This window comes from Vibrio ostreae (assembly GCF_019226825.1).
Classification (GTDB): domain Bacteria; phylum Pseudomonadota; class Gammaproteobacteria; order Enterobacterales; family Vibrionaceae; genus Vibrio; species Vibrio ostreae.
Genome location: NZ_CP076643.1, coordinates 810,497 through 836,447 on the forward strand (window position 1 = coordinate 810,497; position 25,951 = coordinate 836,447).

A 25,951-nucleotide genomic window follows, 5' to 3' on the forward strand; every position below is an offset into this window, starting at 1 on the left:
ACATCGCAGTATTCATCATGCAGCGTTTCGGTTTAACCGCCACACTCACTTTCGTTGGTATGGCGCAAAGCATAGTTATCCGATGTGTAAGTTGGGTAATCGATGTAACCTACGTCAGTACCACCGTACATAGTGGTAGGATCGACAGGGTTGAGTGGCCAATCGTTACGAATACGTTCCGGTAGATCCGGGTTGGCGATAAACGGACGACCAAACGCGAACAAATCACCATACTCTTTATCCAAGATGCGCTGCGCTTTTTCTACGGTATAACGGCCTGCATAAATGATGCGGCCGCTGAACGTGGCGCGAGCAGCCTGATAGAACGCATCAGGCAGATCGGGGGCGTTATCCCAATCCGCTTCAGCAATAGAGAGATAGGCAATGCCCGCGTTTTCTAGCACTTTAATCGCTTCTACATAGGTTTCCAGCGGATTGCTTTCCACCAAACCAAGGTAAACACGATCTTCATCGGTGCTTTCAAACAGAGGGGCAAAACGCACGCCCAGTTTTTCCGGGCCGACCACGGCAGAAACGGCTTCAACCACTTCCTTCAAAAAGCGCAGACGATTTTCTAAGCTGCCACCGTATTGGTCGTTGCGCTGGTTGCTGTGCTCAGAAATAAATTGGTTCACCAAGTAGCCATTCGCACAGTGTAATTCCACTCCATCGAAGCCTGCTTCCAGAGCGTTGCGTGCCGCTTGTGCATACAGTTCGACAATTTCTTGTACTTCGTCGGTTTCCAGTGCGCGAGGCATACTCGGGTCAGTCAAAATACCTTCGCCAGGACCTGTTTCAATAAACACTTTGACCGAATCGGTCGCGATGGCAGACGGTGCCACAGGCGCGTCGTTATTAGGTTGAAGGTTGTTATGCGATACTCGCCCGACATGCCATAGTTGACAGAAAATCACGCCATCATTGTCATGCACCGCTTGAGTGACCGATTTCCAGCCTTCAATCTGCTGTTGAGAGTGAATGCCCGGAGTCCAGGCGTAGCCTTGGCCGCGAGGCTCAATTTGCGTGCCTTCTGTCACCATAAAGCCCGCACCAGAACGTTGCTGGTAATATTCTGTCATCAGCGCATTGGGAATGTTGCCCGGCTGTGAGCTGCGAGAGCGGGTGAGGGGCGGAAGTACGATACGGTTTTTTAATGTGTTTTGACCAAGCGTAATGGCATCGAATAGTGTTTTTTCACTCATAAGATTTAAGAATGTCCTGCTTAGCATGATTTACCGCTGTCCTTGGTTAAATCACCTAGATAAAAAGAATGGCCTTGCTACCTTGCGAGGTGGGCAGATTAGGTGAGGTTGGGTACAATGTGAAACAAGACTTTTTGGTAATTGCTACAATTATAAATGGTAGATAACATGAGCGGGATACAACGACTCGATATTAAACAGCTGCGTGTGTTAGATGCCTTGCTGGTAGAAAGAAACCTATCCCGGGTGGCTGAACAAATGGGTTTAACTCAACAGGCTATTAGCGAGCAACTGCGCAAATTGCGTGATTTGTTTGCTGATCCTTTATTGCTGCGCCAAGGCAATACTATGGTGCCGACCCCTTTAGCACTAGAGCTTGGTAAGCGTATTCGTTCTATTTTAGATAATGTGGAAGGGTTGTTAACGCTGCATGAGTTCTCGCCCGGCAGCTATCAAGGTGTGCTGACCATCAGTGCGACCGATTACGCCATTGACGCACTTTTGCCGCTGTTTTTGAAAAAGGTACGCCAAGAAGCCCCGCTGCTAAAAATCATTGTGACCGATTTTGAATCCGATGATGTTGGGCCATTGCTCACCTCTGGAGAGTTGGATGTTGCATTAACGTTTCCGCCGTTTATTCCCGATTACATTCAGTCCGAACGGTTATTTGACGAGCAACACATCTGTATCGCCAGTATCGATTCCCCTCTGCATCACCAAACCTTGGCGCTGGCGGACATTGCTGCTTTACCACAATTGGTGATTTCGCCATCGAAAGCGAACTTAAAAGGCTCGCACGACGATTGGTTCGCGCAGCAAGGGTTACAACGCAATATCGTGATGTCGATCCCTAGCTTCAAAGCCGCCCCCGATGTGCTTTACACCACAGATATGATTGCCTTTTATCCCTCGCGCTTATTACCTCATCCCAAGGTCAAACCGCTCAATATCGCCATCAAGCCACCGAAGTTTGATGTGATCGTGGCTTGGCACGAAAGAACCGCACAAAGCCGAATCCATCAGTGGCTAAGAGAGAAACTCAAAGAGGTGTGCGGGGAGGTGTAGCGCAGTAATGAAGTGCACAATGTACGTTGCAGTATGGCGGATCCTATTGGGTTCAAGGTAAGGGCGATGGTTAGTGTGCCTCAATGACGCGGATTTGTTGTTAAGTGGTTGTTTTGTGTTGTGGGGATGGTACGAGAATGGGGGAAGGTTGGAGCATAGTGTGGCTTAACCCGTTTGGTCTGGCCCTGCGCCGAAAACCTAAAAACCGGCCTGATAGATTACCTTCGTGTCGTGATTTCTGGGAAAACGCTAAAACGGTTTTGCCCCAAAGTGTGTAACGGCCGATCAACTACTCACTTCACTAAAGCGTCAATTGACTTACTTTTTCTCATGCCAGTAAAGTACGTAGAAGATAGGGGAAATATCACTATGCACGGTGAAAAGATAGAAAAACTTGGACTGGAAATCGATTTAGCGGCTGATAATAGCGATCAGGTGAGATTAGAACAGCTTCTGCTAGATTGCGATACTCTCATGAATAACGAGACACGCAAGAATCGTTCAGTCTTATTTTTCTATAAAGCTAACTGTTATTCAGCACTGCGAATGATTGAGCGAAAAACACTCGATGATACTTGGAGTTGGCATCAGGAAAGACAAATCGCCGAGGTGCTAAACCTACGAAGCGCCGTCGTTGAGACTGGTTTCGAACAGCTTAGCGATGGGATGCGGTGTAAAATGCTTACCAATATAGCTAATGGACTAAGTTCACTGGGGCGAACGATCGAATCAATTAGCTACTATGACAAAGTTCTGTCTCTTATTGATAACTTCGCGATGGCTGTAGGTAACAAAGCCATAAATCAATTTCACTATGGGCAGCATTTGTATGATTACGGGCATAGTGGTGTTTTCTTTTTCCACGCGAATAAGGAGCTTAGTCGCTTCGGCACTGAGCCGTTGTTATGGGACAGTGGAGTTCAGAAGGACGCTCTTGATGCTTTTATTAGTTACAGGGACGTCACTGATGAGATATTGAATAACATTGAGTTCGACAGTAGTTTTGATTTCAATGATTTTTCTCTAGGTGAGAGCAAAAAAGAACAGGATTACAGAAAGTGGTGCTTAAAACAAAGGCTGTTTATCAACCCACTGAATGACGTGCTCGATGCGACCATTGCAGCAAACGATATTCTTCACTTACCTAGTCATGTGTATGCAGTCGGTGAAGAACCTAGATTCCCAAAATACTTTAACTTGCTAAAGCAAGAGTTCATAGTTTCTCGGTATATGCTATACGAGTTTACCACTAGTAATTTAGACCACTATTCTGACAATGACGTGCTCCTAGAAAATGGATTAGATGGGGTGCAATTCGGTTACCGAAACGAGCTGTTGAAAAACTCTTTGCGAGTGTCATATTCTATTTTCGATAAAATTGCTTTATTTCTCAACGACTATATGAACATAGGTCTAAAGGTAGATGGTGTTAACTTCCGTAACATTTGGGGGATGTATAACAAGAAAGAGAAAAAACTGGAAATCCACCCGTGCTTCTTAGAGAGCGAAAACTGGATGTTACGCGGGTTGTACTTTTTATCAAAAGATTTGTATGCCCCAAATTTTCAAGATGTCAGTGAACCAGAAGCTAAGGAATTACATTACATACGAAAAATGGCAGAACATCGGTATCTAGGGATTCAAGAGTACCCAGCTCAAGTCGATGATACTGAGTATTTGAAGTACATAACTGTCGATGACTTGGAGGGGAAGTCTCTAAAAATGCTGCGGCTAGCGCGTGAAGCATTGATTTATCTTTCTTTGGCAATGCACGTCGAAGAACGTAAACGCGAAGAAGCAAGAGGTGACGGTTTGATAGTACCCATTCAATCAACAAGACTATAACAAACTTATCGAGTAACAATAGGGTCACTGTGTAGTTGATCTGCAACACTTAGATTGAACACTTCATTAAGCGAGTTTGACATACCTAAACTAATTCATTGATTGCTAATTTAGCAAATTCACTGGCACGTTTCTGTCCAACTCTGTGCTGCAGGAGGTAATGCCACTTTTGTCAGTCTTCAACTCAGACTAAGTTCAGCGTCAGAAAACCCCAAATCCGAAAAGCCAGGTCTTGCAAGCGCTGGCCTGCTGACCGCTCAGCAAGTAATGCGTATCTGGCATTTTGCTTTCAAGCGCTTGAATGAGCGGCCAGAAATCTTGCTGAAAGGTCGTAAACACAAAGCCGCCAGGTTTAGCAGCATTGAACCTAATCCGTAAAAGTGCGTAGAACCATTCAGTTACCCCAACACCAACCCGATTACGGAGCAAAAATGAACCCAATTAACCCCGCCAAACTGCGCAACAGTAAATGGACCGCTGTGACACCGATGAACCGGGAAAAGCATTTTCTGGTCTCAGATATCGAGTTTAACGAAGAGGGCGTTGTGGTGTCCTGCACTCTCGAAGCGGTGTTGTCGAGAAACGAATATCCGATTGACTGGCGCGAATTGAAAGATGAGCAAAAATGGGCTCAGGGCTGGAAGTAGCGCCCGTTTATCTCTGTGTGCCCACGCGTTGACGTGTGGGCAGCAACCAAGATTAAGTGAATGATGACGTTATGGCTGCTCGGCATCCCGCAGGGTGTGATAGCCGGAATAAATACGCGTCGCGGTGGTAAACCAGCACGCAGTACCGAACAGGTAGGCTATCAGGGCAAACTGTTCGGGGAACAGGCAAAACAGCACCAACGCGCCGATGGTCTCTGTGCCTTCGGTCAGGCCGCTCATATAGTACAGTGATTTATGCTGGTAGACCGGGTTCTGAATGCCGCGCTTGCCTGCCATCACCGCAAAAGCGAGAAAGCTGCATCCGGTACCGATAAAGGAAAAAATCAGAAAGGCACCGGCCACCGCATTATACTCCGGGTTGGCCACCACAAAGCCGAACGGGATCAGCGAGTAAAACAAAAAATCGAGGCTGATATCAAGAAAGCCGCCGGCGTCGGTCAGGCCCTGAATTCTGGCCAGAGCGCCGTCTAGCCCGTCACACAAACGGTTGAGGGCGATCAACAGCAGTGCCAGCAGGTATTGCTCCAGCACCAGCGCCGGAAAGGCCAGGCAGCCAAGGAGAAAACCAAACAGGGTAACCTGATTGGCAGTGATACTGATTTTGTCGAGTACGACGGCCGATTGGTTCAGCGGCCAGCGAATCAGGGGGATAACATGGCGATCAAGCATGGGAATTCTCCGTCGGCCAGTGAGTAATGCGTCCGTCGGGCAGGACGTCTTCCGGGTCGTGTGTGACCATCAGTGTCGGGATGCCTGCGGTCTGTAAGCGCTCAAAAACCCAGTCACGAAACTGGCCGCGCAGTGCTTTGTCCAGTTTATTAAACGGTTCATCAAGCAGGGCCAGTTGCGGCCGGGCAAGGAGCATGCGTATCAGGCTGATTCGCGCTCGCTGTCCGCCGGAAATCTGCTGCGGAAATGACTGCGCCAGAGAGCCCAGCTGAACATGGCCAAGCGCCTGCAGGGCCTGCTGTTTACGCTCACTGCCTTTGATATGGTCCGGCAGGGCGAACGCGAGGTTTTCCCACACGTTGAGGTGAGGGAACAGCAAATCGTCCTGGAACAGCATTCCGATATGGCGCTGATGGGGCGGCAGAGTATCAATGGTCACGCCATTCAATTGCATCTTGCCGTGATAGCGGAAATCCGCGCTCAGGTGCCCGGCGATGACATTCAACAGGGTGGATTTACCGCAGCCGCTTGGGCCCATTAGGCTGACGATTTCGCCGGCGGCAATGGTGAGGTTAAAATCTGCGAGCAGTACGGCACCACTCTGATGGCGGATAGTAAGGTGTTCGGTGCGAAACATCATGGTTTTTCACTTGTCGATACGGTCACTGCGGTGGCCATGATGCGCTGGCGGTGAGGTTGCGCCCGGCTTATCAACACCGCAAGGGTAAAGAAAATAAACGGCAGCAACGCCTGCCACAGTGCATAAATTGCCATCACCCGGCGGTCAAAACCACTCGACAGGGCGACTGCTTCGGTGGTGATCGTAGTAATGCGACCGCCGCCGAGCATTAAGGTCGGTAGATATTGTGCCAGGCTGACACTGATCCCGACCGCCCAGGCATAGAGTATGGCCGGTAGCAGTAAAGGTACTTTAACGGCCAGAAATTGCTGCCAGGGGCTTTTGCCTAAGCTGAGTGCGACCCGGGTATAGCCAGGGTTAAAACTGCGCCAGGGGCCGTCTAGTGCCAGATAAACGAGCGGAAAAGCGAACAGCAGATGCGACCAGATGACCCACAGTTGATAACGGTCTGCGGCCAGCCATAAGGCCGAAATCTGGATGCCGAGCAGCAGCGATAACTGCGGCACCAGCATAGGTAGCACGATGATCCACAGCGGCACAGCCGCCTGATGGCGCAGCTTGTATTCATGGGCGAATAACGCGGCAACCAGAGCCAGGCTACCGCTCAGCAGGGCTATCCAGATACTTTGCCACAAGGTCGGCAGCATAGTTGGCCACTCGCTGAGCCAGAAACGGCTGCTGAACTGGCTAGGCAGCAGATCCGGAAAGCGCCAGCGCTGGGCAAAGCTCCAGACCAGCATTAATGGCACGATCAGCGCGGCAATCGTGCTCACCAGCCACAAACTGCTGCGGCCGGGCAGGGGAAAGCGGCTTTTGCCGGACCACTGCCAGCCACGATAACAGTGCAGCAGTGCTTTTTCGATCAGCACTACGGTCAGCAACATCAGTCCGGTCACGAGCAGCAGTACGATCGCTCCGGCAGCCGCGCGTGGCAACTGTTGCAGATCCGGGTCGTTAAACCACTGCCAAACCAGCACCGCAAAAGTGGGTGGTGTGTTGGGGCCGAGGATCAGGCTGACATCGACAACCGCCACCGCATAGGCAATCACAGCAAACAGAGCGAAACGCAGTGCACGCAACCATTGCGGAAACAAAACTTTAAACCAGGTTTGCGCTGCGGAATAGCCGAGAGAGGCTCCGACCTGAAGTTGGCGCGATACGTTCAGCTGCTGCAACACCGGAATGCTCATCAGCAACAGAAATGGTGTCTCTTTCAGCGCCAAAGCCAGCGTCAGACCCAGCGCGTGGTTGTCCTGAACCAGCCAGGTACCAGCCTGAGTGGAAACCTGATAATCCAGCAGCGCACTGGCCAGACGCGCTGTGATTCCGGTCGGGGCAAACAGAAAAGCGAACCCGATTGCAAAGGCAACATGAGGCAGAGCCAGCAGGCCGGAAAGCAGGTGCTCAACCCGGTGCCAGTGCCTGCTTTGCCACAGGGTCTGGACGATACTGAAACAAAGCAGCAGGGCCAGGTAGGTACTCAGCAGAGCCGAGGTCACTGACAGCAGAAGAGAACGGCCGACTCCCTGCCATTGCGCCACGCTAATAAACGCTTCCAGATTAAAACGCTGCAACCCGACCGCTGGGATGTAACCGAGCGCAGAAAGCACTGCCCCTGCCAATCCGGGCAGCAGCGGGGCGACACAGGTCAGCAGCAGCAGGCTGTATGCGATGCGCATCATGAAGTCAGTTCGCCCGGTTTACTGGCTGGTTCCGTAACGCTTTTGCCATTCGGCTTCCAGCGCTGTCTGCCAGCTCGGATGCGGCTCGGCGATCGCTTTAAACAGTTGCGTTTGGGCTGCACTGCCACTGAGTGACGAGGCTTTTAGCACCGACGGGTCGCCCCAGGTATTAATGTCACCTTTGAGCGACTGAGCCTGCGGGCTGAGCAGAAAGTTAATCGCCACCTGAGCACCAGCTTTGGCTTTGGCATTCCAAGGAATAGCCAGGAAATGAATATTGGTTAACGCACCCGCTTGCATTGCGTAACTGCGAGTATTTGGTGCCAGTTTGCCGGACACCTGAGCAGAATAGACCGCATTAGGATTGAAGGTAATAGCCAGATCAATCTGTCCGTCATCAAGTAACTGCATCATCTGCGCCGAGCTATTGGGAAACTGCTTGCCCGCGCGCCAGGTCAGGGGATGCAACTGATCAAGATAGTGCCACAATGGTGCGGTCACGGCTTGAAAGCTTTGCTCGTCGACGGGTTGATGCAGAGCAGGATCGCTGTTGGTCAGTTCAATCAAAGCCGCTTTGAGAAAGCTGGTGCCGTGAAACTCCGGCGGGCGCGGGTAGGTGATACGGTTCGGAAATGCTTTGGCATAACTGAGTAATTCTTTAAAAGATTGCGGTGGATTATTGAGGGTTTTAACATCGTGAATAAACACCAGCTGACCCACGCCCCACGGAGCTTCCAGTCCTTCGGTGGGTTCAGAGAAGTCGGTCTCTACCGGTAGAGCTTGATTCACATGCTGCCAGTTAGGCAGGGAAGCAGCGAACGGGCCATATAAAAGGCCATTGCTTTTCATTGACTTAAAGTTCTCGCCATTAATCCACACCATGTCCACGCTGCCGTCCTGATCCTTGCCGGCGGCTTTTTCTGCCAGCAGACGAGTGGCGGTTTCTGCGATATCGGTGACTTTAACCTGCTTCAGCTCTACCCCGTATTGCGACTGCAACTGTTCACCGGCCCAGCGGATATAATTATTGATCTCCTGGCTGCCTCCCCAGGCATGAAAATAGACGGTTTGACCACGTGCCTGCTCGGTAATCTCCTGCCAGGATTGGCTCCATCCCGGGAGTGAGAACAGGCAAGCGCAGACGAAGGTAAGCAGTTTTTTCATGAGAATCCTTTGCAATACGAGATGAAAATGAGGTTGTGGCGTCATCCTGAGCTGAAACGGCGTTACCGCATACAGAGACAGACCGGGCCGCAGGACGTTATCATTCATTATGAATGATAAATCGCAAAAGATCTGATTAGTAAGGAAATAGTTCGCGTCACGCTTCACGATCTCAACATCCTCACCAGCGGACAGCGGCAGGGTTTCGCGCTGGCTATAAAAAAGGCAGCCAACTGGCTGCCTCATAAAACCGGAACCTAAAGGTTACTGTTTCCAGTCACTCAGGGTAAAGGTCAGGGTATGAACATCGTTTTTCAGGATCATGCTCTGTTTGGTCAGCGTGATGTCGTTCCACTCTTGTAAAGACTGGGACACGGCCTGTTCGGTATCCATAATGTCGCCGATACACATCTTCATCGTCATGCCCATTTTTTCAATGCGCAGACGGTTGTCTTTCAACTCGGCTTTACCGAAAAAGTTGTTACAGCCGGCGTTGCCGCTTGCCATCATTTTTTCGCCAATTTCGAGACGCGGTACCTGATGACGATCACCCTGTTTGACCGCCTGGCCATCAATTTGGGTTAGTTGCCAGTTATGATGTTGCAAATCCTGTTCGCTGATTTGCGCATCATCACCATTGCTTGCACACGCTGCGAGCAGGACGGGCAGTGTGATTACGGCAAGTAATGATTTTGAACTAAGCTTCATAATATTCACTCCAAATGTGGAAAACGCCGACAGTATAGACAATAAAACACTGTTTTTGTCAGTAAAAGGTTATAGTTTAATATGCAACACGATCGAAAAATAGAACGAATGTCTCTATTTTACAGAGTGTTACACGCACATTAGAGGATATTTGCGTCGCTTATGGAGCAGCTAGAATTTTTCCAGGTTCCCAGCCCGTGCGTCGGGGTGTGCAGTTTAGACGATAAAGGCTACTGCCGCGGCTGCATGCGCAAGCGCGAAGAACGCTTTCGCTGGCTGGAGATGACTGCCGCAGAACAATTGCACGTGATTAAGCTGTGCCAGCAGCGCTATCGCCGCAAAATGGCGGCCGGAAAACAGGCCGCGCAAAGCCATGAAGAACCAGACAGCCCGCAACAAGAGTTGTTTTGATCCGCGCGATCGGCTTTGATCGCTATGTCGCCGTTCGGCGACCTTTATCGGGTATCTGGTGCCAAAAGATTTAGGTCTATAGCGCAGCGAGCCCGACAAAGCCGTGCGACAGATAGCGAGTGCCGCAAGACGTCTGAATGCGGATGAGCGATAGGAACTCAGTGTTTGGAAGCGCGTGTTCCTCGCTGATAGTAAAAGATGTTCGCGATGACTTTATTATTTTTATCAGATACTTAATTTATATTTATCAGATACTAATTTATTGTTATTAAACACTTAGGCTAATGTTGGCACTAGCCTAAGTGACATTCTGTTCGTTGCGGTCGGGCTTGTATTATTTATTGAGTTGCCAGCGATCACTGACCCAGCCACCGGCATGCTCATCAAAGTGTGCACCGCTGAAACTTCGTGTCGATTCTTTTTGGAATTTGCTGTCGGATTTTTTAGAAAGTAACGTTCGTATATAGTTCGCCATCGGATCGAGAGTAGAGGATTGCTTTCGTAAGGCGACTTCTTTAATGAGCTGAAGACGGTAACTTGGGTTGGCACGTTTCATTGGTGGGACCTCCGTTGTGATGACGACTAATGTACAAAGTTAGAACCTGGTTACTTTTTAGTCAACGAAGTCGGTGCCCTATATTTTCTAATGGATTTAGCACATCAATCGCGCACCCAAGCGTGATATAGAAAGGCTTTATATATTAATAAAGGCTGATTATCTAATCACAAACCTACCAACTGTATGGCTCAGTTTACTGTCTTTTGTGTCACTTTAAGGCATTGAACTTAATCGAGAGATTTTTTGAAGCGTAATGAAGCCACCACCAGACCAAGCAGGGTGAAACCCGCCAGCCATAAGCTGTCGCGCCATAGATCGGCCAGATCCGCGCCGCGCAGCACAATGCCACGAATCAGGCGCATAAAATGGGTCGCGGGCAGGGCTTCAGAAATCCACTGCGCTGCCAGCGGCATACCTTCATAGGGAAACATAAAACCAGACAGCAGAATCGAGGGCAGAAGAATAAACACCGTCATCTGCATTGCCTGCAGTTGCGTGGTGGCAATGGTTGAGATCATTAGTCCGAGAGTCAGGCTGGCGGAAATAAACAGCAGGGTGCCGAACAAGATCTGACTGACAGCGCCATTGATCGGCACGGCAAAAATTACATGACCAAGGCCGAGAATAATGAACACCTGAATCAGGCCAACAAAAATATACGGGATGATTTTGGCGATCATCAGCTCCATCGAGTGGACCGGTGTGGTGATCAGCAATTCCAGATTGCCTCTTTCCCGTTCACGTACAATCGCCGCGCTGGTAAACATAATCATGGTCATGGTCAGAATGACGCCCAGTAAGCCGGGAACAATATTGACGGCCGCGCGTTTGCTCGGATTGTAAAACAGGGTGATGGCGAAGGTCGCAGCCACTTCGGGATGCGGGTGAAAGGCAATGTCTGCAGTGGGCATGTGCTGCAGACCCGATATAGCGCTGGCAATCATGGTATCAGACCCGTCTATCAGCCACTGCCCGAGTTCACGTCCATCCAAAATGCGCCGGTTGAGATCGGGCGGAATGATCAGCGCGGCACGGACTTCGCCGCTGGCGATGGCTTGTTGTGCCTGTTCCGCGGTGCTATACACTTGTTTAATCTCAACCACCTGACTGACCCGGACCGATTCGGTCAGCCAGCGCCCGGTTACAGATTGGCTGTTGTCGACGACGGCAATTGGAATACTGCGAACATCGGTATTGATAGCAAAACCAAACAGCAATAACTGAATCAGCGGGATCATGATCACCATGCCAAAGGTGATACGGTCACGCGATAACTGGCGAAACTCCTTAATCATCACCGCTTTAATCCGAAACAGGCTGTTCATTGGCGGTTCTTCCCGGTCACAGTGACAAATACATCTTCCAGGCTGGGCCGTGCCAGACCGATGTTGGCTTGCGCTAATTGCGGGAGCGTGCTGCGCAGCCACTGTACCGGATCTTGAATATGACGGTAGATAAGTACCCGTAATCGTACGCCCAACTGCGCCGCAGAGCGGATTTCAGGCCGTTGTAACAGTGTCTCTTTTAAGCAGCGCAAGTCCGGTGCGGTGACCTCAACCACGTGCACGCCCATCTGCTGCATTAGTTTTTCCGGTTCGTCATCGGCACGAATTTCGCCCGCATCCATGATGGCGAGACGATGGCAGCGCTCCGCTTCGTCCATGTAGTGGGTCGTCACCAGTATGGTAGTACCTTGTGATGAGAGATCGAAAAGCTGCTCCCAAAATTCACGCCGGTTTTCCGGATCCACCGCCGAGGTGGGTTCATCAAGAAACAGCAGTTGCGGGCGGTGCATGGTGGCGCTTGCCAGTGCCAGGCGCTGTTTTTGCCCGCCGCTCATGCTGCCGACCCGTTGCTTGCGCCGTTGATCGAGGCCGTAAGTGGCTAACTGCTGATTGGTCCTCTGTTTCAGGGCCTGACGATTCATGCCAAAGATCTGACCGATAAACTGCAGGTTTTCTTCCACGCTCAGATCGTCATACAGGGAAAATTTCTGCGTCATATAGCCGATATTGAGCCGAAGGATTTCCGACTGACGCGGGATATCAAGGCCAAGTACATTCACGCTGCCCCGGGTTGGCGTCAGCAGGCCGGTCAGAACCCGGATGGTGGTCGACTTGCCACATCCGTTGGGGCCGAGAAAGCCGTAGATGCTGCCGGTCGGCACATTGAGGTTGATGTCATGAATCGCGGTAAAATCGCCAAATAACTTACTGACGCCGCGTGCCTCGATAGCCAGTTCACTCATTTTGCCTCCTGCGGAAAGTCAACTTGGGCCGGTACGCCGGACGGCAGATCGCGTGCGGCGGCAGGTAAGTCAATTTCAGCCAGAAACATCAGCCGCGCCCGTTCATTTTCAGTCAGTGCATAGTAAGGAGTAAAAGAGGGCTCAGTCGCCACCCAGCGCACTGTGCCCTGATAGCTGTTTGGTGTACCGTCGACATGCACAGTCACACTGCGGCCCGGAGTAAAATGCGCGCGCACCCTCTCCGGCACGTAAACGCGTGCAAACGGCGCGCTGTCTGACTGCAACACGGCAACGACGGCGCCGTTTGGTACCCGTTCGCCGAGATGATAGGGCAGGTTATCAAGAATGCCGGCACGGGTCGCGGTAACGGTGAGCCGGGTGAGTTTTTGCTGCTGCAATGCCACTTCTGCCTGTGCCGCGGCCAGTTGCGCCCGAGCCTGATCAATATCTTCGATTCGCGCGCCGGCGGTCAGTTTCGTCAGTTGCTCAGTGGCAGAGGCCCACTCTGCCTGTGCGGTATCACGGCTGGCCTTGGCCTGGTCTAGCTCGGCCTGGCTGAGCAGGCTTTTGCTGACCAACTCTGCTACGCGGCGGTAAGTCTGCTGTGCTTCGGTCAGTTGTGCTCTGGTGCTGTCTAGCTGCGCTCTGGCGACCGCAATGTCTTCGGCTCTTTCACCATGGGTCAGTTTCGCTAGTGCGGCCTGAGCCTGAGTCTGACGGGCGAGGGCCTGGTCGAGCAGGGCCTGTTGCTCTGCCGTATCCAGTACAACCAGTACATCACCGACACGCACGCTGCTGCCTTCGGTTACGGGTAACTGACGGATTATTTCGTTACTGGTGGCTGAGAGTGTCACCCGATCACGTTCAAGCGTGCCTAAAGCCTGTGACGCGTCCTGGCGGTCACCACAGGCCGACAGCAGCGGGATAGCCAGTAACAAAAAACAAGTGCGCAGCATCCATTTTTCCTTTTCCGACCAAATCAACACCATCCAATAATCGTGGCCAGAGCGGCAACCATCGTATGGTTATCATCAGTGTATGACAGAGAAGGCCTGCTATCCGCCGGACAGCCCGCATAATTGAAGTTATTCGCAACGGATGCCGAGCACAAGGTGTGGCGCAGGATGGGGCGTACCTGGTAAAACGGCCCGCATCCGCGGACCGTTGGTCGTTATCGCGCTGAATCAGCCCAGCAGGCTGAACAACAGTGCCGAGACCGCCAGCATTCCGACCAGGAGCACGAAGTAAGTACCGAGATGTTTACGATAGTTCCGGAGGGCATCCACTTTAAACACCGCCAGCATTGGCATAATAAACAGGATCATGGCGATGACCGGCCCGGACAGGGCTTCCATCATGCCGAGAATGCTTGGGTTCATCACTGCAGCAAACCAGATAGCGATAAACATCAGTGCGATGCCCAGCTTATCTGCCACGGCAAGTGGTAGTTTAGTGTACTTGGTCAGCAAGCCATTCAGGCTCTCACGCGCACCGAGGAAATGGCCCAGGAATGATGAAGTGATAGCAACAAACGCAACCAAAGGTCCCAGGGTCGCGATAAACGGGTTATTGGTGGCGTTGGCGAGGTACGACAGCACGGATACATTTTGCGCTTTGGCCTCCAGCAGTTGCTGTGGCGACAGTGCGAGTATGCAGGAGAACACGAACATCAGCACAAACGCAATCAGCATCACGCTGGTACGCTTGAGGATTTGCTCGGATTTCACCACCGCTTGCTTGCGGTAGTGACGGCGCTGAATATTGGCAAAGCTGGAAATCGCCGCGGCGTGACTGAATGAAAACACCACGACAGGAACAGCCAGCCATACGGTTTGCAGGAAATCGGCAGCGGCTGGGATGGCCAGTGATGGCATGCTCCAGTAAGGGATCAGATACAGCGACAGTGCCGCCAGAATCGCCGCCAGCGGGTAGACCATCACGGCAAAGGCGCGCAGCATGATTTTTTCACCGCCCAGCATGATGGCAATCAGGCTAAAGACCAGAACGCCGGACAGCAGTGTCCGTGGCGGGGAAACCATTTGCGCCTGGTTGACCAGAAAACTGTCCACCGTGTTGGTGATGCCTACGCCGTAAATCAGCAGGATCGGAAAAATTGACAGGAAGTAGAGCAGCGAGATCAGACGGCCGCCGCGCGTGCCGAAATGCTCTTCTACCACATCGGTAAAATCTGCATCAGACCGTTTGGAAGAGAGGACAAAGCGGGCCAGGCCACGGTGGGCAAGGTAAGTCATCGGAAAAGCGAGCAGTGCCATCAGTACTAGTGGCCAAAAACCGCCCAGGCCAATGTTGATTGGCAGGAATAAAATCCCGGCACCAACGGCAGTGCCAAATAAACTGAGTAACCAATGTGTGTCGTGTTTGTTCCAGCCGGTTTGAGTAGTGGATACTCCAAAATCGACGGTTTCTTGAGTTTCTTTCACTGAAATATTGCCATGGTGTGAATTATAATATTGCAAATCCTACTACCATTGGTAGATATGATCACATTGTGACGCTGGTCAAATTGACTGACAGATTTATAACTCTCTGATGAATGAAACTAGGTTTTTCGCAATATAACAGAATATTATTCTATTTTTATGGTTGCTTAATGAAATTAAACACTAAAAAATATCTATTTTTTAGTGTTGGTATGTGTTAACAAACGGTTGTCGGCCTTTAGAAAACTGGTGTGGGAAGCTTTGGCTAAGCTACAGAAATAAAAGCGTTTTATAGTGGAGTTGTGTTTGGATATGCCTCACAATTAACATCTGCCTGTTTAACAATAATAACAACTGCTCATGTTTGCTAACCTGCGTGCTGAATTCATTCTGATTATCACAACTTTACTGGCCGCGGCCGGTTGGGTGTTTTCTAAACAAGCCATTGAAGGACTTCCGCCGATAGGGTTTATCGGCTTACGTTTTGTTACGGCGTCCTTACTGTTACTGCCGTTTTGTCTGCCGGCGCTGCGCAAAGCGCCGCGTGGCGAAATTTTGCGTTCGATGGGCGTTGGCGTCTTTCTGGGCGGCTCTATTTTCTGTTGGATTTATGCCATTTCGATCAGTGAAACACTGGGCGAGGGGGCGTTTATTATGAGTTTGTCGATGCTGTTTGTGCCCTTGGTCGCCTGGGTTCTGTTTAAACGCCGGCCCGGTCGCCCGTTCTGGCTGTCACTGCCAATAGCCGTGATCGGACTGTTTTTACTGGCCTGGAGTGGTGAATGGAATATTGCCGCCAATCAGATGTGGTTCTTGGTCGCGGCGGTGGGACTGGCGGTACATTTCAACTTTAACAGCCAGTATTCGGCACGTTTTTCACCGATGTTGCTCACCACGCTGCAGCTGTTCGCGACTGGCTGTCTGGGGTTGGTACTCTCTTACAGTATTGAAACCTGGCCGGACAATGTCAGCATCATCACCTGGCAGTGGTTCGCGCTCAGCGTATTGCTGGCAACGAGTTTGCGTTATCTGATGCAGACGCTGGGGCAAAAACACGCCAATCCGACCAATGCGGCACTGCTGATGCTGCTTGAACCGGTCTGGACCATGATATTGAGTGTCTGGATCTACGATGAGTCGATGCCGCTGAATAAAATAATCGGCTGCGCTTTGTTGCTTGGCTCTTTAGTGCTTTATCGCCTCACTAGCATGAGAGCTTAGGCAGCACCCACTGATTCAGAGTGCTGGCTCATCAAAGACAAAGGGCGCCGCGGCGCCCTTTGTCTTTTCCGTTACGATGATGCGGTTACCATCGGCACTGCACCATTAAGACCAGATCTGTTTCTCGATTTCAGTCAGGAAGCGGATCTTATCCCACTGCTGTTCGACAGTCAGTTTGTTGCCTTCTTCGGTCGAAGCAAAGCCACATTGCGGGCTGATGCACAGGTTTTCTAACGGTACGTACTGAGTGGCTTCCTGGATGCGCGCTTTCACTTGCTCTGCATCTTCCAGTTCCGGGAACTTAGAGGTGATCAGACCCAGTACGATTTGGCTACCGTTGTTTGACCAGTGACGCAGCGGCGCGAAATCGCCAGAACGCTCGGAATCATACTCCAGGAAGAAACCATCGTACTTGGTCGCAAACAGAGCTTCTGCCACCGGCTCGTAGCCGCCCGAAAACAGCCATGAAGAAGCGTGGTTTCCGCGACAGATGTGAGTCGTCACAATCAGGTCTTCCGGCTTGTCACGCAGTGACTCGTTAATGATTTGCGTACAGACGTTGGCAATCTCATCCGGGTTGATGCCTTTTTCGAACAGGCTTTCGCGCTTGCTTGAATCGATTAGAAACGCCCAGTTGGTATCATCAAATTGCAGGTAGCGACAGCCACGTGCGTAGAAGGCCGCAATGGCATCACGGTAAGTCTGCGCCAGATCTTGGTAGAACTCTTCAATTTGCGGGTAAAGCTGGTGGATTTTTGACGAACCATCGTTAGCCAGAATTTCCTGACGCAGAATCATGGTCGGGCTAGGAATCGTCGCTTTCGCCACGAATTCACTGTCTGTGCCTACAGCGTTAAGCAGAAATTCAAAGTGGTCCAGGAATGGGTGTTCCGGATTGAATGCAATTTTTCCGGTTGCACGGATGTTGTATGCCGGCGCTGCTTTGCCGTGGAATTTCTGGTTGTAACTGTCAGCGGTGTAACCTTCGATACCGGTCAGATTTTCGAGAAAGTCGATATGCCAGAAGCCGCGGCGGAATTCACCATCGGTAATGGCCTTGATACCAACTGCTTTTTGTTGGTCGATCAATTCAAGAATTGCTTTATCTTCAACTTCGGTCAGCTGAGCACGATTGATGGTTCCCTCTGCAAATTCGCGGCGAGCCTGATGAAGATAAGCTGGACGAAGAAAGCTGCCGACGGAGTCAGTGCGGAAAGGAGGGCGATTAGCCATGACAGATACCTCTTGTTATTTATTCTGCGTTGTTAAGGCTAGAGTAATGGATGGCTAGACGTCCTGTTAATCCGTATTTTTTTCATACATAACATGAAGAAAATTCATGTTGCTATTTAATTACACGCAAGTAACAGAAGACATAATAAAAGAACCGGAAAACGCTAAAGGTTTTCCGGTTCTGAGGTTAGAGGGGTGATTAAAAATAACTGTCGGCTTGGTGGTCATTGCCACAATTAACACAGATCACGCATTAGTGTTTCATACTCTTCTTTCGCTTCTTCAATCAGAGTCACGAGTTCTCTTGCATCCTGACCCTGCAGAGCAATACGCCAGTCGTGCTCGGCGTCTTGACAAGTCAGCTCAGTTTTCCTGTCCTGAGTTTTGAAACTCAGGCTTTCAAACTCACCGTCAAGTTCGTCGCTTTCCTCCATGATGTCGATGTGTAAATAACCTGTCGGATCGACCATGACCCGTGCATGGTAGTGTTCCTTTCCAGCCAAAGTGTAAGAACGATGTTTAGTGTACATAGTAAGCTCAATTGAAACGTATGAATTTACGCAGCCGTATACAGCAAGGATGCCCCAACTACATTGTAAGTATAGCGAAGCAGGCACAGAGCTCTTGTCGCGGGCAGGATTTTTTTAGACCGAATCTTTGTAACACGGCGCAGATTATTAACTAAACGGAATGACGCCTGAACTGGATTTGATCCGAATCAAATTCATGCTGATTGAGTGAAAATATCGCTCGATACGGTGTGAACTTTGCTAACCAATTTGACGTTGGGGCATGGTTCATCGGTTCTGAAAAACGAGCGTCTGTGCGGGGGATAAGACGGAGGCTGGATCACAGCAGGCTATTTTCGAACTGGCAATATTAGGGAAGTGGAGGGATAGTTACCTCCCGGCATTGCCAGTTCTGTTGGGTTAGCCTCTGACTATTGCGTTGAGGCTGTTTGATTTGTCACGATTTGACTTGTTACTCGCTATTGCGTGTCAATAGCTGGTTTTTGCGGATTAGCTTGCGGCTAATCGCTTGGTCACTATGATTTTTTCTCTGCTTGTTTCGTATCTTTCCAATATTGAATACGAACACGATGCAGCTGAGCTTTTCTCATTTTTTTCATAGTAATCTCCTTTATAAGTAGCGCCCTTGGTGGGCTTATTTTTCAGGTTTACTTTGTGACGCTTCTGCTTCAACAGAAGCACATAATACGTTATGGCTTAGCTAATACGACTGAAGCAACATAACAGAAGATGCCTGCTTTTTCGCAGCGCTTATCTTACAAGTTACGATGTTTCTCTCAACAGCCTGGAATCACCTTAACCGGCCTGTGTGACAGAAAAATGTCAAACTTATCTTTGTCTGACATGTCATCGAATGTTCATATTCATACACCCAAATCTATAGTGAATGCAAGCATTAAAATAACGTTGTGCGTAGCTGTTGGCAACTTGTCGCGTTTGCTGTGGATAAGTGTCGGTTTTATAAGGCGCAACATCAGCGCTGCGCCCCGTATTTATCTAAAATGACAAACCAGTGAGCTAAGGTAAATACATCCCCAAAGTGTTTAAAATCGGGTCTAACTCTTGCTGGTGACGGTGGGAAGTGTCGATAATTGCACTCAGTTCCTGCGGACTGAGGGACGATCCAAAGATAATAAAGCAGCGCCATTGATTCTCTGCCAGACTGAGCTGGGAGAGAAAGTGCGGGTAACTGATTTCACCCTCTTCATAGACCAGGTAATAAGTCAGCATGGTTAACAAGCGCGGGTAGCACGCTTCACGAGCGATAGGACAGGTGGATAGTGCAGTGATTAAGCGTTCTTTTAGGTCACGACGAATTTCACTAAGCGAATGATCGATGATATCAGCCATAACTCTTCTCCAAGCGACGTGGTACCTACAAATTAGCGTAATTTTTATCCGATAGACACTATTTTATTCTTGTGAAACGTGATTATTGCGTTGCGGGGTGGCAAAAAACAAGGTGGAGATGAGTTACCACATAAGCGGACAGACCGATATGAGCAAGAAGGGGATGGTCTGCCCAGGCAGAGGACAGACCGGATGGATCAGGCGTTGAACAGCGGCTTTAATTGTCGATAGAGGCTGGTGTAAGTCTGACGTTTTACCGCCAGTTGCTGATGTATCTCAGGATTTGGCGTGTGGGTCTGCAAAACCCGCGGTTGGGCGCAGATTTGCTCTACTGCAGCCTGCTTGCCTTCAATCGCCAGCTGCGCAAGACGGGCAGCACCCAGGGCCGGACCGACATCGCCCCCCTCGCGATACACCAACTCGGTATTGAAAATGTCTGTCAGTAACTGGCGCCAGTATGCGCTGCGCGCCCCGCCACCAATCAGCGTAATGTTATCCGGCACATCACCGGTCATGTGCAGCGCATCCAGACCATCCTGCAAAGCAAATCCCACACCCTCTAATACCGCCTGTGCCATATGCAGCGGTGTCGTATTATGAGTCAGGCCAAAAAATACCCCTTTGGCATTCGGATTATTGTGTGGTGTCCGTTCACCAGACAAATAAGGCAAAAAGATAACATCGGTTTGCGGTTGTTGTGCGTCAAGCGCTTGCATCATCGCCGGGACAGCGCTGAAACCGGTCATCCGGGCTACCCAATCCAGACAGGAAGCTGCACTGAGGATCACCGACATGGTATGCCAGGTGCCCGGTAAAGCGTGACAAAATGAATGCAATGCAGCGGCCGGGTTGGTGGTGAAACCTTGGCTGACCGCGAAGTAAACCCCGGATGTGCCGAGTGAAATCATCGCCTGGCCCGGTTTGACAATACCGACCCCAACGGCGCCAGCGGCATTGTCACCGCCGCCCGCAACAACAGGGACACACGCCATACCAAGCTGCTGAGCCAGTTCCTGATTGAGCGTGCCTGTTATTTGGTTGCCTTCAAACAGTGCCGGCATTTGCGAGCGGTTGAGGCAGCAAGCGCTGAGCATTTCGTCGCTCCAGTCGCGCATGCCGACATCGAGCCACATTGTGCCGGCGGCGTCAGACATGTCGGTGGCGAAATCTCCACTGAGCAGAAAGCGCAGATAATCCTTCGGCAGCAACACTTTAGCGACGCGTGTAAAACACTCCGGCTCATGTTTGGCGAGCCATTTCAGCTTGGGTGCGCTAAATCCTGGCATCATCAGGTTGCCGGTAATATCGCGACTCTCCGGTACGAGTTGTTCTAGTTCAAGGCACTCCTGCTCGCAGCGTCCGTCGTTCCATAATATGGCCGGACGTAACACCTGGTTTGCGCCGTCGAGCAGAGTCACGCCGTGCATCTGTCCGGACAGACCAATGGCCTGGACCTGCTGCAGGCTGTGTTGTTTTCCCAGCTCGGACAGTGAATTGAGCGTGGCATCCCACCACTGTTTTGGGTCTTGTTCAGACCATAAAGGCTTAGGGCGAGAGACCGTCATCGCTGTGGTTGCTGAGGCGAGTATCTCGCCGTTGGCAGAGAGCAGAATGGCTTTGACACCTGACGTGCCCAGATCAATCCCGATATACATAATTTATGTCCTCTTTGGCGTAGGCCAGTTTGTTATTTTTAGGGTACTGTAACCAGTCTATTCATTTGCTGTGCGGTCTCAATTATGATTTTTATTAATTGAGTTTAGATATTTAGCGACTCCCTTAATGATCACATTATTTTTTCTGTCATTTTGATAGACTCCGGCAAATTCTTTGACCAATTGGTTACTGCCTATGGATAAAAATTATCGAATCTCTTTACTATTTAATGCCAATAAAGTTTATGACCGGCAAATTATGGAGGGTATCGGCGAATATTTACACGCATCGCAAACCCATTGGGACATTTTTGTTGAAGAAGATTTCACCACCAATATTGATCATTTCCGTGCCTGGCGCGGTGATGGTGTGATTGCCGATTTTGATAATCCGGCGATCGAGTCACTGCTCAAGGACTCAGGGATCCCGGTGGTCGGTATTGGTGGCTCTTACAAAGATGAACAGCAATACCCGGATGTGCCTTATGTGGCGACGGACAACTGCGCGCTGGTGGAGATGGCGTTTAATCATCTCAGGGATAAGGGAATTGAGAAGTTTGCCTTTTACGGTATTCCCCATGAATCCTGGGAGCGCTGGGCTTCAGAGCGGGAAAGTGCGTTTGTTAATCTGGCGACACAAAATGATTATTTTCATTCAGTCTATCGTGGCAATAAGACCAACCCGCTCAGCTGGCAATATGACATGAACCGTCTGGCGGATTGGCTGCAACGGTTGCCTAATCCGATTGGGATCATTGCGGTGACAGACGCAAGAGCGAGACATATTTTGCAAGCGTGTGATTCTTTGGGGTTAATGGTGCCGGACCGCATTGCTGTTGTCGGTATCGACAACGAAGAGATGACGCGCTATCTGACCCGGGTGTCACTGAGCTCGGTTGGGCAGGGTTGTAAATCGATGGGCTACACTGCGGCCAAGATGTTGCACCGTTTGCTGAATAAGAAGGAGCAGGGCGAGCCGCTCACTATCAACCCTGCGCGGGTGTTAATCCCGCCAACTAAGGTGTTTGAACGGGAAAGTTCGGACTTTCAGGCTCTGAACGACCCCTACGTGATTCAGGCTCTGCACTTTATCCGTCATAACGCCTGTAGAGGCATCAAAGTCGAGCAGGTACTGCATCATGTCGGTATCTCCCGTTCCAACCTGGAAGCGCGTTTTCGCCAGGAGCGCGGTTACTCGATTCATAATGAAATTCATGAAGCAAAATTAGAACGAGCAAAAAGTTTATTGATTTCCACCGAATTGCCGATTGCAGAAATCGCTCAGGCATGTGGTTATCCATCATTGCAATATATGTATTCTGTATTCAAGAAAGCGTTTGGTAAAACGCCCAAAGAATATCGCTTGAGCGGAAGTGAAGAAAATAATTAATTCCGATCACGAACGCTGCCAATAAATAAGCCTGCAGATTGCAGGCTTATTTATTATTGTTTTAGATTTAGTAATTGTTTTAGGTTTAATGATTAGTAATCATTTTCTCTTCAGCGGATTTGGCAGATTTCTCCCATAACTCTTCCAGTTCTTCAAGCGATTTACCTTTGGTTTCAGGTACCCACTTGTAGATAAAGTAAATGGTAAAGATCCCCATCACGCCGTATAACCAGAACGGGAAGCCACCGTTAAAGGTTTGGTAAACGCTGCTTTGTGGATCGTTCATCATAGGGAAAGTCTGCGAGACCACAAAGTTCGCGGCCCACTGAGCAAACACGGCGATGGATAACGCTTTAGAACGAATGCTGTTAGGGAAAATTTCTGACAGCAACACCCAGACCACAGGACCAAGTGACAGCGCAAACGCGCCGATGTAGAGCAGCACGAAGATCAGCAGGTATCCGCCGATGGCGTTGAGATAAGCCGCGGTACCAATTGCAATCATACTGACCGCCATTAAGGCTGCACCCAGCATCATCAGCGGGCGGCGGCCGAATTTATCCACGGTCAGAATCGCAACCACGGTAAAGCCGAGGTTGACCGCACCCACCAGAATGGTTTGCAGTAATGCAATATCGATACTGGAGTTACTAAAGCCTTTCAGAATGGTCGGTGCGTAATAGAGGAATACGTTGATGCCGGTGACTTGCTGCAGCACACTGAGCATAATGCCGATCACCAGAACACCAAAGAATCCGCTGGCGACGATTGATGTGCTGTTGTGTTGTTTGAATGAAGACTGGATGTCCCGCCATTGGTGATCAACATCCGCACCATTACCGTTATTAAGAGCTTTGAGCAGTGAGTAAGCCTCATCGTTTCTGCCTCGCATCGCCAGCCAGCGCGGCGTTTCCGGTACAGTAAACAGCAGTAGCAGGAACAGACCCGCCGGAATGACCTCAGAAGCAAACATATAACGCCAGCCGGTGGTATTCAGCCAGGTTTCCGTGCCAATCAGAGCGATACCGTAGTTAACGAAATAGACCACCAGCATACCAAAAATGATCGCGAACTGATTGCAGGCGACGAGGCCGCCACGCTTTTTCGGTGGGGCGACTTCAGCAATGTACATTGGCGAAACCATGGACGCGATACCGACACCGATCCCGCCGATAATACGGTAGACGACGAAGGTCCAGTAGCTTTCCGGAATCGCCGAACCGACGGCTGAGATCAGAAACAGCAAGGCAGCGATTTTCAATGCGCCACGCCGGCCGTAACGGCTACTGAAATCACCGGCGACAATCGCACCAAGCACACAGCCGATCAGAGCTGAAGAGGCGGCAAAGCCAAGTTCAGCGGGGGTGAGTTGAAAATAGGATTGCAGCGCTTCGGTTGCTCCGGATATGACGGCGGTGTCATAACCAAATAACAGCCCGCCGAGTGCTACCACCAGCGTCAGGCGCAGCACGTTGACTTTATTATTCATGTTTATTCCTCGTTATATTTTTTGTAGGGCGCTAATATTCTTGTCAGTAAATCCTGATAAATAAATTACGGAATAAATCATCATCGTTATGATATTTTGTAATTGTGATCTTAAAGTTACTTTTGAAATAACTTGTTGTTTTTATTGAATTGATTGGAAGTGTGTCGAGTCTCACAGTTGAAAGATATCTGAATTAGGTTGTGAAAATTCGTAATTGAAGATTCTCTGTTATCAATGAAAATAACCTTATTCCTGACATTTGATAGCTAGAAAGTTATTCAAATGCAATGGATTGACATACTCACTAAAATAACGAGAGCAAGATTATGAATGATTTTTTTCCTAATGTAGATTCAATCAAGTTTGAAGGCCCTGAATCCAATAACCCGCTGGCTTTCCGTCATTACAATCCTGATCAGATGGTGATGGGTAAATCGATGAAAGACCATCTGCGTTTTGCCGCTTGTTACTGGCACAACTTTGTCTGGCCGGGCTCTGACGTATTTGGCAACGGTACCTTTGACCGCCCTTGGCAAAAAGCGGGCAGTGAGATGGAACTGGCAATGATGAAAGCCGACGTAGCGTTTGAATTCTACCAAAAACTTAACGTACCGTTTTACTGCTTCCACGATGTGGATGTGGCGCCGGAAGGCAACAGCATCAAAGAGTATGTCAATAACTTTGCTCGCATGGTCGATAAGCTGGAAGCCAAACAGCAGGAAAGTGGCGTCAAATTACTATGGGGTACGGCGAATGCTTTCTCTAACCCTCGCTATATGGCGGGTGCAGGCACCAACCCGGACCCGAAAGTATTTGCTTATGCGGCAACTCAGATCTTTAACGCGATGAATGCTACCCAGCGTCTGGGCGGTGAAAACTACGTATTGTGGGGCGGCCGTGAAGGTTACGAAACCCTGCTTAATACCGATTTACGTCAGGAACGTGAACAACTGGGTCGCCTGATGCAAATGGTGGTTGAGCATAAACATAAAATTGGTTTCAAAGGCACCATTCTGATTGAGCCTAAACCGCAGGAGCCGACCAAACACCAGTACGATTACGATACGGCAACCGTGTATGGCTTCCTGAAACAGTTTGGCCTGGAAAATGAAGTGAAGGTCAATATCGAAGCCAACCACGCGACGCTGGCAGGTCACAGCTTCCAGCATGAAATCGCCACCGCAACATCGCTAGGTATCTTCGGTTCAGTTGATGCTAACCGCGGTGACCCGCAACTGGGCTGGGATACTGACCAGTTCCCGAACAGTGTGGAAGAAAATACTCTGGTAATGTACGAAATTCTCAAATCAGGCGGTTTTACTACCGGTGGCCTGAACTTTGATGCGCGTCTGCGCCGTCCGTCTATCGACCCTGAAGATCTGTTCTACGGTCATATCGGTGGTATGGATACCATGGCGCTGGCTCTGAAAAAAGCGGCACGTATGCTGGAAGATGACAAGCTGGGCAAAAACATCGCGCAACGTTACGCTGGCTGGAATGAACCGCTGGGTAAAGCGATTCTGTCTGGCGATCACAATCTGGAAACTCTGGCGAAATACGCGGTCGATAATGACCTGCAGCCACAGCGCGAGTCCGGTAAACAAGAGTATCTGGAAAACGTGGTTAACCATTATATTTTCGACTAATCACTATATTTTCGATTAACCACTATATTTTCGACTAAACCCAAAGGGGGATGACCCCTGAGTTTAGCGCTGTCATTTCACTTCGTCTGTAGGGGACGGAAAGTTGGGTAGGGCAGAAATGACAGCGGTCGGGCT

General features: G+C 50.0%; 23 protein-coding genes. 7 read left to right on the forward strand and 16 right to left on the reverse strand.

Going from position 1 to position 25,951, the window contains the following annotated elements; genetic code table 11:
- Positions 1-32: 32 nt before the first annotated feature.
- On the reverse strand, positions 33-1,202 hold the full coding sequence (locus KNV97_RS09855) for an alkene reductase (RefSeq protein ID WP_206208401.1): 1,170 nt from the start codon (positions 1,200-1,202) through the stop codon (positions 33-35).
- 168 nt (positions 1,203-1,370) lie between these two features.
- Here KNV97_RS09855 and KNV97_RS09860 point away from each other — a divergent pair, with 168 nt between their 5' ends.
- The 3 genes from KNV97_RS09860 (at position 1,371) to KNV97_RS09870 (ending at position 4,759) form a co-directional block, all read left to right on the forward strand.
- A complete protein-coding gene (locus KNV97_RS09860; RefSeq protein WP_218562996.1) occupies positions 1,371-2,267 on the forward strand; it encodes a LysR family transcriptional regulator in 897 nt (298 codons plus the stop codon).
- A 369-nt stretch (positions 2,268-2,636) separates the two neighbouring features.
- A complete protein-coding gene (locus tag KNV97_RS09865) occupies positions 2,637-4,112 on the forward strand; it encodes an LA2681 family HEPN domain-containing protein (protein WP_218562997.1) in 1,476 nt (491 codons plus the stop codon).
- Positions 4,113-4,543: 431 nt separating this feature from the next.
- Entirely contained in the window at positions 4,544-4,759 is a 216-nt protein-coding gene (locus tag KNV97_RS09870) for a TIGR02450 family Trp-rich protein (protein ID WP_218562998.1), read from the forward strand.
- Between the two features lie 69 nt (positions 4,760-4,828).
- On the opposite strand, the gene KNV97_RS09875 is transcribed toward KNV97_RS09870, so the two are convergent.
- The 5 genes from KNV97_RS09875 to KNV97_RS09895 all read right to left on the reverse strand — a co-directional run bounded on the left by KNV97_RS09875 (position 4,829) and on the right by KNV97_RS09895 (position 9,643).
- Positions 4,829-5,449: a CDP-alcohol phosphatidyltransferase family protein gene (locus tag KNV97_RS09875; protein WP_136484557.1), complete on the reverse strand. Its 621-nt coding sequence runs from the start codon at positions 5,447-5,449 to the stop codon at positions 4,829-4,831.
- Positions 5,442-6,089, reverse strand: coding sequence for an ATP-binding cassette domain-containing protein (locus KNV97_RS09880; protein WP_218562999.1), 648 nt, complete (start codon positions 6,087-6,089; stop codon positions 5,442-5,444). The genes KNV97_RS09875 and KNV97_RS09880 overlap by 8 nt, the downstream gene beginning before the upstream one ends.
- A complete protein-coding gene (locus KNV97_RS09885; protein ID WP_218563000.1) occupies positions 6,086-7,771 on the reverse strand; it encodes an ABC transporter permease in 1,686 nt (561 codons plus the stop codon). The genes KNV97_RS09880 and KNV97_RS09885 overlap by 4 nt, the downstream gene beginning before the upstream one ends.
- Before the next feature lie 18 nt (positions 7,772-7,789).
- A complete protein-coding gene (locus KNV97_RS09890) occupies positions 7,790-8,935 on the reverse strand; it encodes an ABC transporter substrate-binding protein (RefSeq protein WP_218563001.1) in 1,146 nt (381 codons plus the stop codon).
- A gap of 264 nt (positions 8,936-9,199) precedes the next feature.
- The gene (locus tag KNV97_RS09895; protein ID WP_218563002.1) at positions 9,200-9,643 is read right to left on the reverse strand and encodes an META domain-containing protein; all 444 of its coding nucleotides are present in this window, start codon (positions 9,641-9,643) and stop codon (positions 9,200-9,202) included.
- Positions 9,644-9,805: 162 nt separating this feature from the next.
- On the opposite strand from KNV97_RS09895, the gene KNV97_RS09900 reads away from it, so the two are divergent.
- Positions 9,806-10,054, forward strand: coding sequence for a DUF1289 domain-containing protein (locus tag KNV97_RS09900; RefSeq protein WP_218563003.1), 249 nt, complete (start codon positions 9,806-9,808; stop codon positions 10,052-10,054).
- A 334-nt stretch (positions 10,055-10,388) separates the two neighbouring features.
- On the opposite strand, the gene KNV97_RS09905 is transcribed toward KNV97_RS09900, so the two are convergent.
- The 5 genes from KNV97_RS09905 to KNV97_RS09925 all read right to left on the reverse strand — a co-directional run bounded on the left by KNV97_RS09905 (position 10,389) and on the right by KNV97_RS09925 (position 15,302).
- Positions 10,389-10,610 carry a hypothetical protein gene (locus KNV97_RS09905; protein WP_218563004.1) on the reverse strand — a complete coding sequence of 74 codons (222 nt, stop codon included), beginning with the start codon at positions 10,608-10,610 and terminating at the stop codon, positions 10,389-10,391.
- 230 nt (positions 10,611-10,840) lie between these two features.
- Complete coding sequence (locus tag KNV97_RS09910) at positions 10,841-11,938, reverse strand: ABC transporter permease (RefSeq protein WP_218563005.1); 1,098 nt, start codon at positions 11,936-11,938, stop codon at positions 10,841-10,843.
- Positions 11,935-12,861, reverse strand: coding sequence for an ABC transporter ATP-binding protein (locus KNV97_RS09915; protein WP_218563006.1), 927 nt, complete (start codon positions 12,859-12,861; stop codon positions 11,935-11,937). The genes KNV97_RS09910 and KNV97_RS09915 overlap by 4 nt, the downstream gene beginning before the upstream one ends.
- Positions 12,858-13,817 (reverse strand): HlyD family secretion protein, encoded by a 960-nt coding sequence (locus KNV97_RS09920; RefSeq protein WP_218563007.1) that lies wholly within the window; start codon positions 13,815-13,817, stop codon positions 12,858-12,860. Before KNV97_RS09920 ends, KNV97_RS09915 begins: the two co-directional genes overlap by 4 nt.
- 228 nt (positions 13,818-14,045) lie before the next feature.
- Positions 14,046-15,302: an aromatic amino acid transport family protein gene (locus KNV97_RS09925; RefSeq protein WP_218563008.1), complete on the reverse strand. Its 1,257-nt coding sequence runs from the start codon at positions 15,300-15,302 to the stop codon at positions 14,046-14,048.
- A gap of 360 nt (positions 15,303-15,662) precedes the next feature.
- Here KNV97_RS09925 and KNV97_RS09930 point away from each other — a divergent pair, with 360 nt between their 5' ends.
- Positions 15,663-16,523, forward strand: coding sequence for a DMT family transporter (locus KNV97_RS09930; RefSeq protein ID WP_218563009.1), 861 nt, complete (start codon positions 15,663-15,665; stop codon positions 16,521-16,523).
- Positions 16,524-16,628: 105 nt separating this feature from the next.
- On the opposite strand, the gene KNV97_RS09935 is transcribed toward KNV97_RS09930, so the two are convergent.
- From KNV97_RS09935 to xylB, 4 genes are all read right to left on the reverse strand, one after another.
- On the reverse strand, positions 16,629-17,756 hold the full coding sequence (locus KNV97_RS09935; RefSeq protein ID WP_218563010.1) for a 5-methyltetrahydropteroyltriglutamate--homocysteine S-methyltransferase: 1,128 nt from the start codon (positions 17,754-17,756) through the stop codon (positions 16,629-16,631).
- A 236-nt stretch (positions 17,757-17,992) separates the two neighbouring features.
- Positions 17,993-18,286 carry a hypothetical protein gene (locus KNV97_RS09940; protein WP_136484586.1) on the reverse strand — a complete coding sequence of 98 codons (294 nt, stop codon included), beginning with the start codon at positions 18,284-18,286 and terminating at the stop codon, positions 17,993-17,995.
- Positions 18,287-19,303: 1,017 nt separating this feature from the next.
- Positions 19,304-19,636 (reverse strand): hypothetical protein, encoded by a 333-nt coding sequence (locus KNV97_RS09945; RefSeq protein WP_136484588.1) that lies wholly within the window; start codon positions 19,634-19,636, stop codon positions 19,304-19,306.
- A gap of 197 nt (positions 19,637-19,833) precedes the next feature.
- Positions 19,834-21,291 carry a xylulokinase gene (xylB, locus tag KNV97_RS09950; RefSeq protein ID WP_218563011.1) on the reverse strand — a complete coding sequence of 486 codons (1,458 nt, stop codon included), beginning with the start codon at positions 21,289-21,291 and terminating at the stop codon, positions 19,834-19,836.
- A 196-nt stretch (positions 21,292-21,487) separates the two neighbouring features.
- Here xylB and KNV97_RS09955 point away from each other — a divergent pair, with 196 nt between their 5' ends.
- Complete coding sequence (locus KNV97_RS09955) at positions 21,488-22,681, forward strand: XylR family transcriptional regulator (RefSeq protein ID WP_218563012.1); 1,194 nt, start codon at positions 21,488-21,490, stop codon at positions 22,679-22,681.
- Positions 22,682-22,766: 85 nt separating this feature from the next.
- Here KNV97_RS09955 and KNV97_RS09960 read toward each other — a convergent pair whose 3' ends face one another.
- Positions 22,767-24,170: a sugar porter family MFS transporter gene (locus tag KNV97_RS09960; RefSeq protein WP_136484595.1), complete on the reverse strand. Its 1,404-nt coding sequence runs from the start codon at positions 24,168-24,170 to the stop codon at positions 22,767-22,769.
- 326 nt (positions 24,171-24,496) lie between these two features.
- On the opposite strand from KNV97_RS09960, the gene xylA reads away from it, so the two are divergent.
- The gene (gene xylA, locus KNV97_RS09965) at positions 24,497-25,816 is read left to right on the forward strand and encodes a xylose isomerase (protein ID WP_136484598.1); all 1,320 of its coding nucleotides are present in this window, start codon (positions 24,497-24,499) and stop codon (positions 25,814-25,816) included.
- Positions 25,817-25,951: the final 135 nt, after the last annotated feature.

What these genes read in the sequence shown, in the direction of transcription:
- KNV97_RS09900 (WP_218563003.1), top strand. Translation starts at nt 9,806, where the DNA reads ATGGAGCAGCTAGAATTTTTCCAGGTTCCCAGCCCGTGCGTCGGGGTG.
- KNV97_RS09945 (WP_136484588.1), bottom strand. Translation starts at nt 19,636, where the DNA reads ATGGCTGATATCATCGATCATTCGCTTAGTGAAATTCGTCGTGACCTA.
- KNV97_RS09940 (WP_136484586.1), bottom strand. Translation starts at nt 18,286, where the DNA reads ATGTACACTAAACATCGTTCTTACACTTTGGCTGGAAAGGAACACTAC.
- KNV97_RS09875 (WP_136484557.1), bottom strand. Translation starts at nt 5,449, where the DNA reads ATGCTTGATCGCCATGTTATCCCCCTGATTCGCTGGCCGCTGAACCAA.
- KNV97_RS09895 (WP_218563002.1), bottom strand. Translation starts at nt 9,643, where the DNA reads ATGAAGCTTAGTTCAAAATCATTACTTGCCGTAATCACACTGCCCGTC.
- KNV97_RS09920 (WP_218563007.1), bottom strand. Translation starts at nt 13,817, where the DNA reads ATGCTGCGCACTTGTTTTTTGTTACTGGCTATCCCGCTGCTGTCGGCC.
- xylB (WP_218563011.1), bottom strand. Translation starts at nt 21,291, where the DNA reads ATGTATATCGGGATTGATCTGGGCACGTCAGGTGTCAAAGCCATTCTG.
- KNV97_RS09870 (WP_218562998.1), top strand. Translation starts at nt 4,544, where the DNA reads ATGAACCCAATTAACCCCGCCAAACTGCGCAACAGTAAATGGACCGCT.
- KNV97_RS09935 (WP_218563010.1), bottom strand. Translation starts at nt 17,756, where the DNA reads ATGGCTAATCGCCCTCCTTTCCGCACTGACTCCGTCGGCAGCTTTCTT.
- xylA (WP_136484598.1), top strand. Translation starts at nt 24,497, where the DNA reads ATGAATGATTTTTTTCCTAATGTAGATTCAATCAAGTTTGAAGGCCCT.
- KNV97_RS09910 (WP_218563005.1), bottom strand. Translation starts at nt 11,938, where the DNA reads ATGAACAGCCTGTTTCGGATTAAAGCGGTGATGATTAAGGAGTTTCGC.
- KNV97_RS09915 (WP_218563006.1), bottom strand. Translation starts at nt 12,861, where the DNA reads ATGAGTGAACTGGCTATCGAGGCACGCGGCGTCAGTAAGTTATTTGGC.
- KNV97_RS09930 (WP_218563009.1), top strand. Translation starts at nt 15,663, where the DNA reads ATGTTTGCTAACCTGCGTGCTGAATTCATTCTGATTATCACAACTTTA.
- KNV97_RS09880 (WP_218562999.1), bottom strand. Translation starts at nt 6,089, where the DNA reads ATGATGTTTCGCACCGAACACCTTACTATCCGCCATCAGAGTGGTGCC.
- KNV97_RS09890 (WP_218563001.1), bottom strand. Translation starts at nt 8,935, where the DNA reads ATGAAAAAACTGCTTACCTTCGTCTGCGCTTGCCTGTTCTCACTCCCG.
- KNV97_RS09905 (WP_218563004.1), bottom strand. Translation starts at nt 10,610, where the DNA reads ATGAAACGTGCCAACCCAAGTTACCGTCTTCAGCTCATTAAAGAAGTC.
- KNV97_RS09855 (WP_206208401.1), bottom strand. Translation starts at nt 1,202, where the DNA reads ATGAGTGAAAAAACACTATTCGATGCCATTACGCTTGGTCAAAACACA.
- KNV97_RS09865 (WP_218562997.1), top strand. Translation starts at nt 2,637, where the DNA reads ATGCACGGTGAAAAGATAGAAAAACTTGGACTGGAAATCGATTTAGCG.
- KNV97_RS09860 (WP_218562996.1), top strand. Translation starts at nt 1,371, where the DNA reads ATGAGCGGGATACAACGACTCGATATTAAACAGCTGCGTGTGTTAGAT.
- KNV97_RS09955 (WP_218563012.1), top strand. Translation starts at nt 21,488, where the DNA reads ATGGATAAAAATTATCGAATCTCTTTACTATTTAATGCCAATAAAGTT.
- KNV97_RS09885 (WP_218563000.1), bottom strand. Translation starts at nt 7,771, where the DNA reads ATGATGCGCATCGCATACAGCCTGCTGCTGCTGACCTGTGTCGCCCCG.
- KNV97_RS09960 (WP_136484595.1), bottom strand. Translation starts at nt 24,170, where the DNA reads ATGAATAATAAAGTCAACGTGCTGCGCCTGACGCTGGTGGTAGCACTC.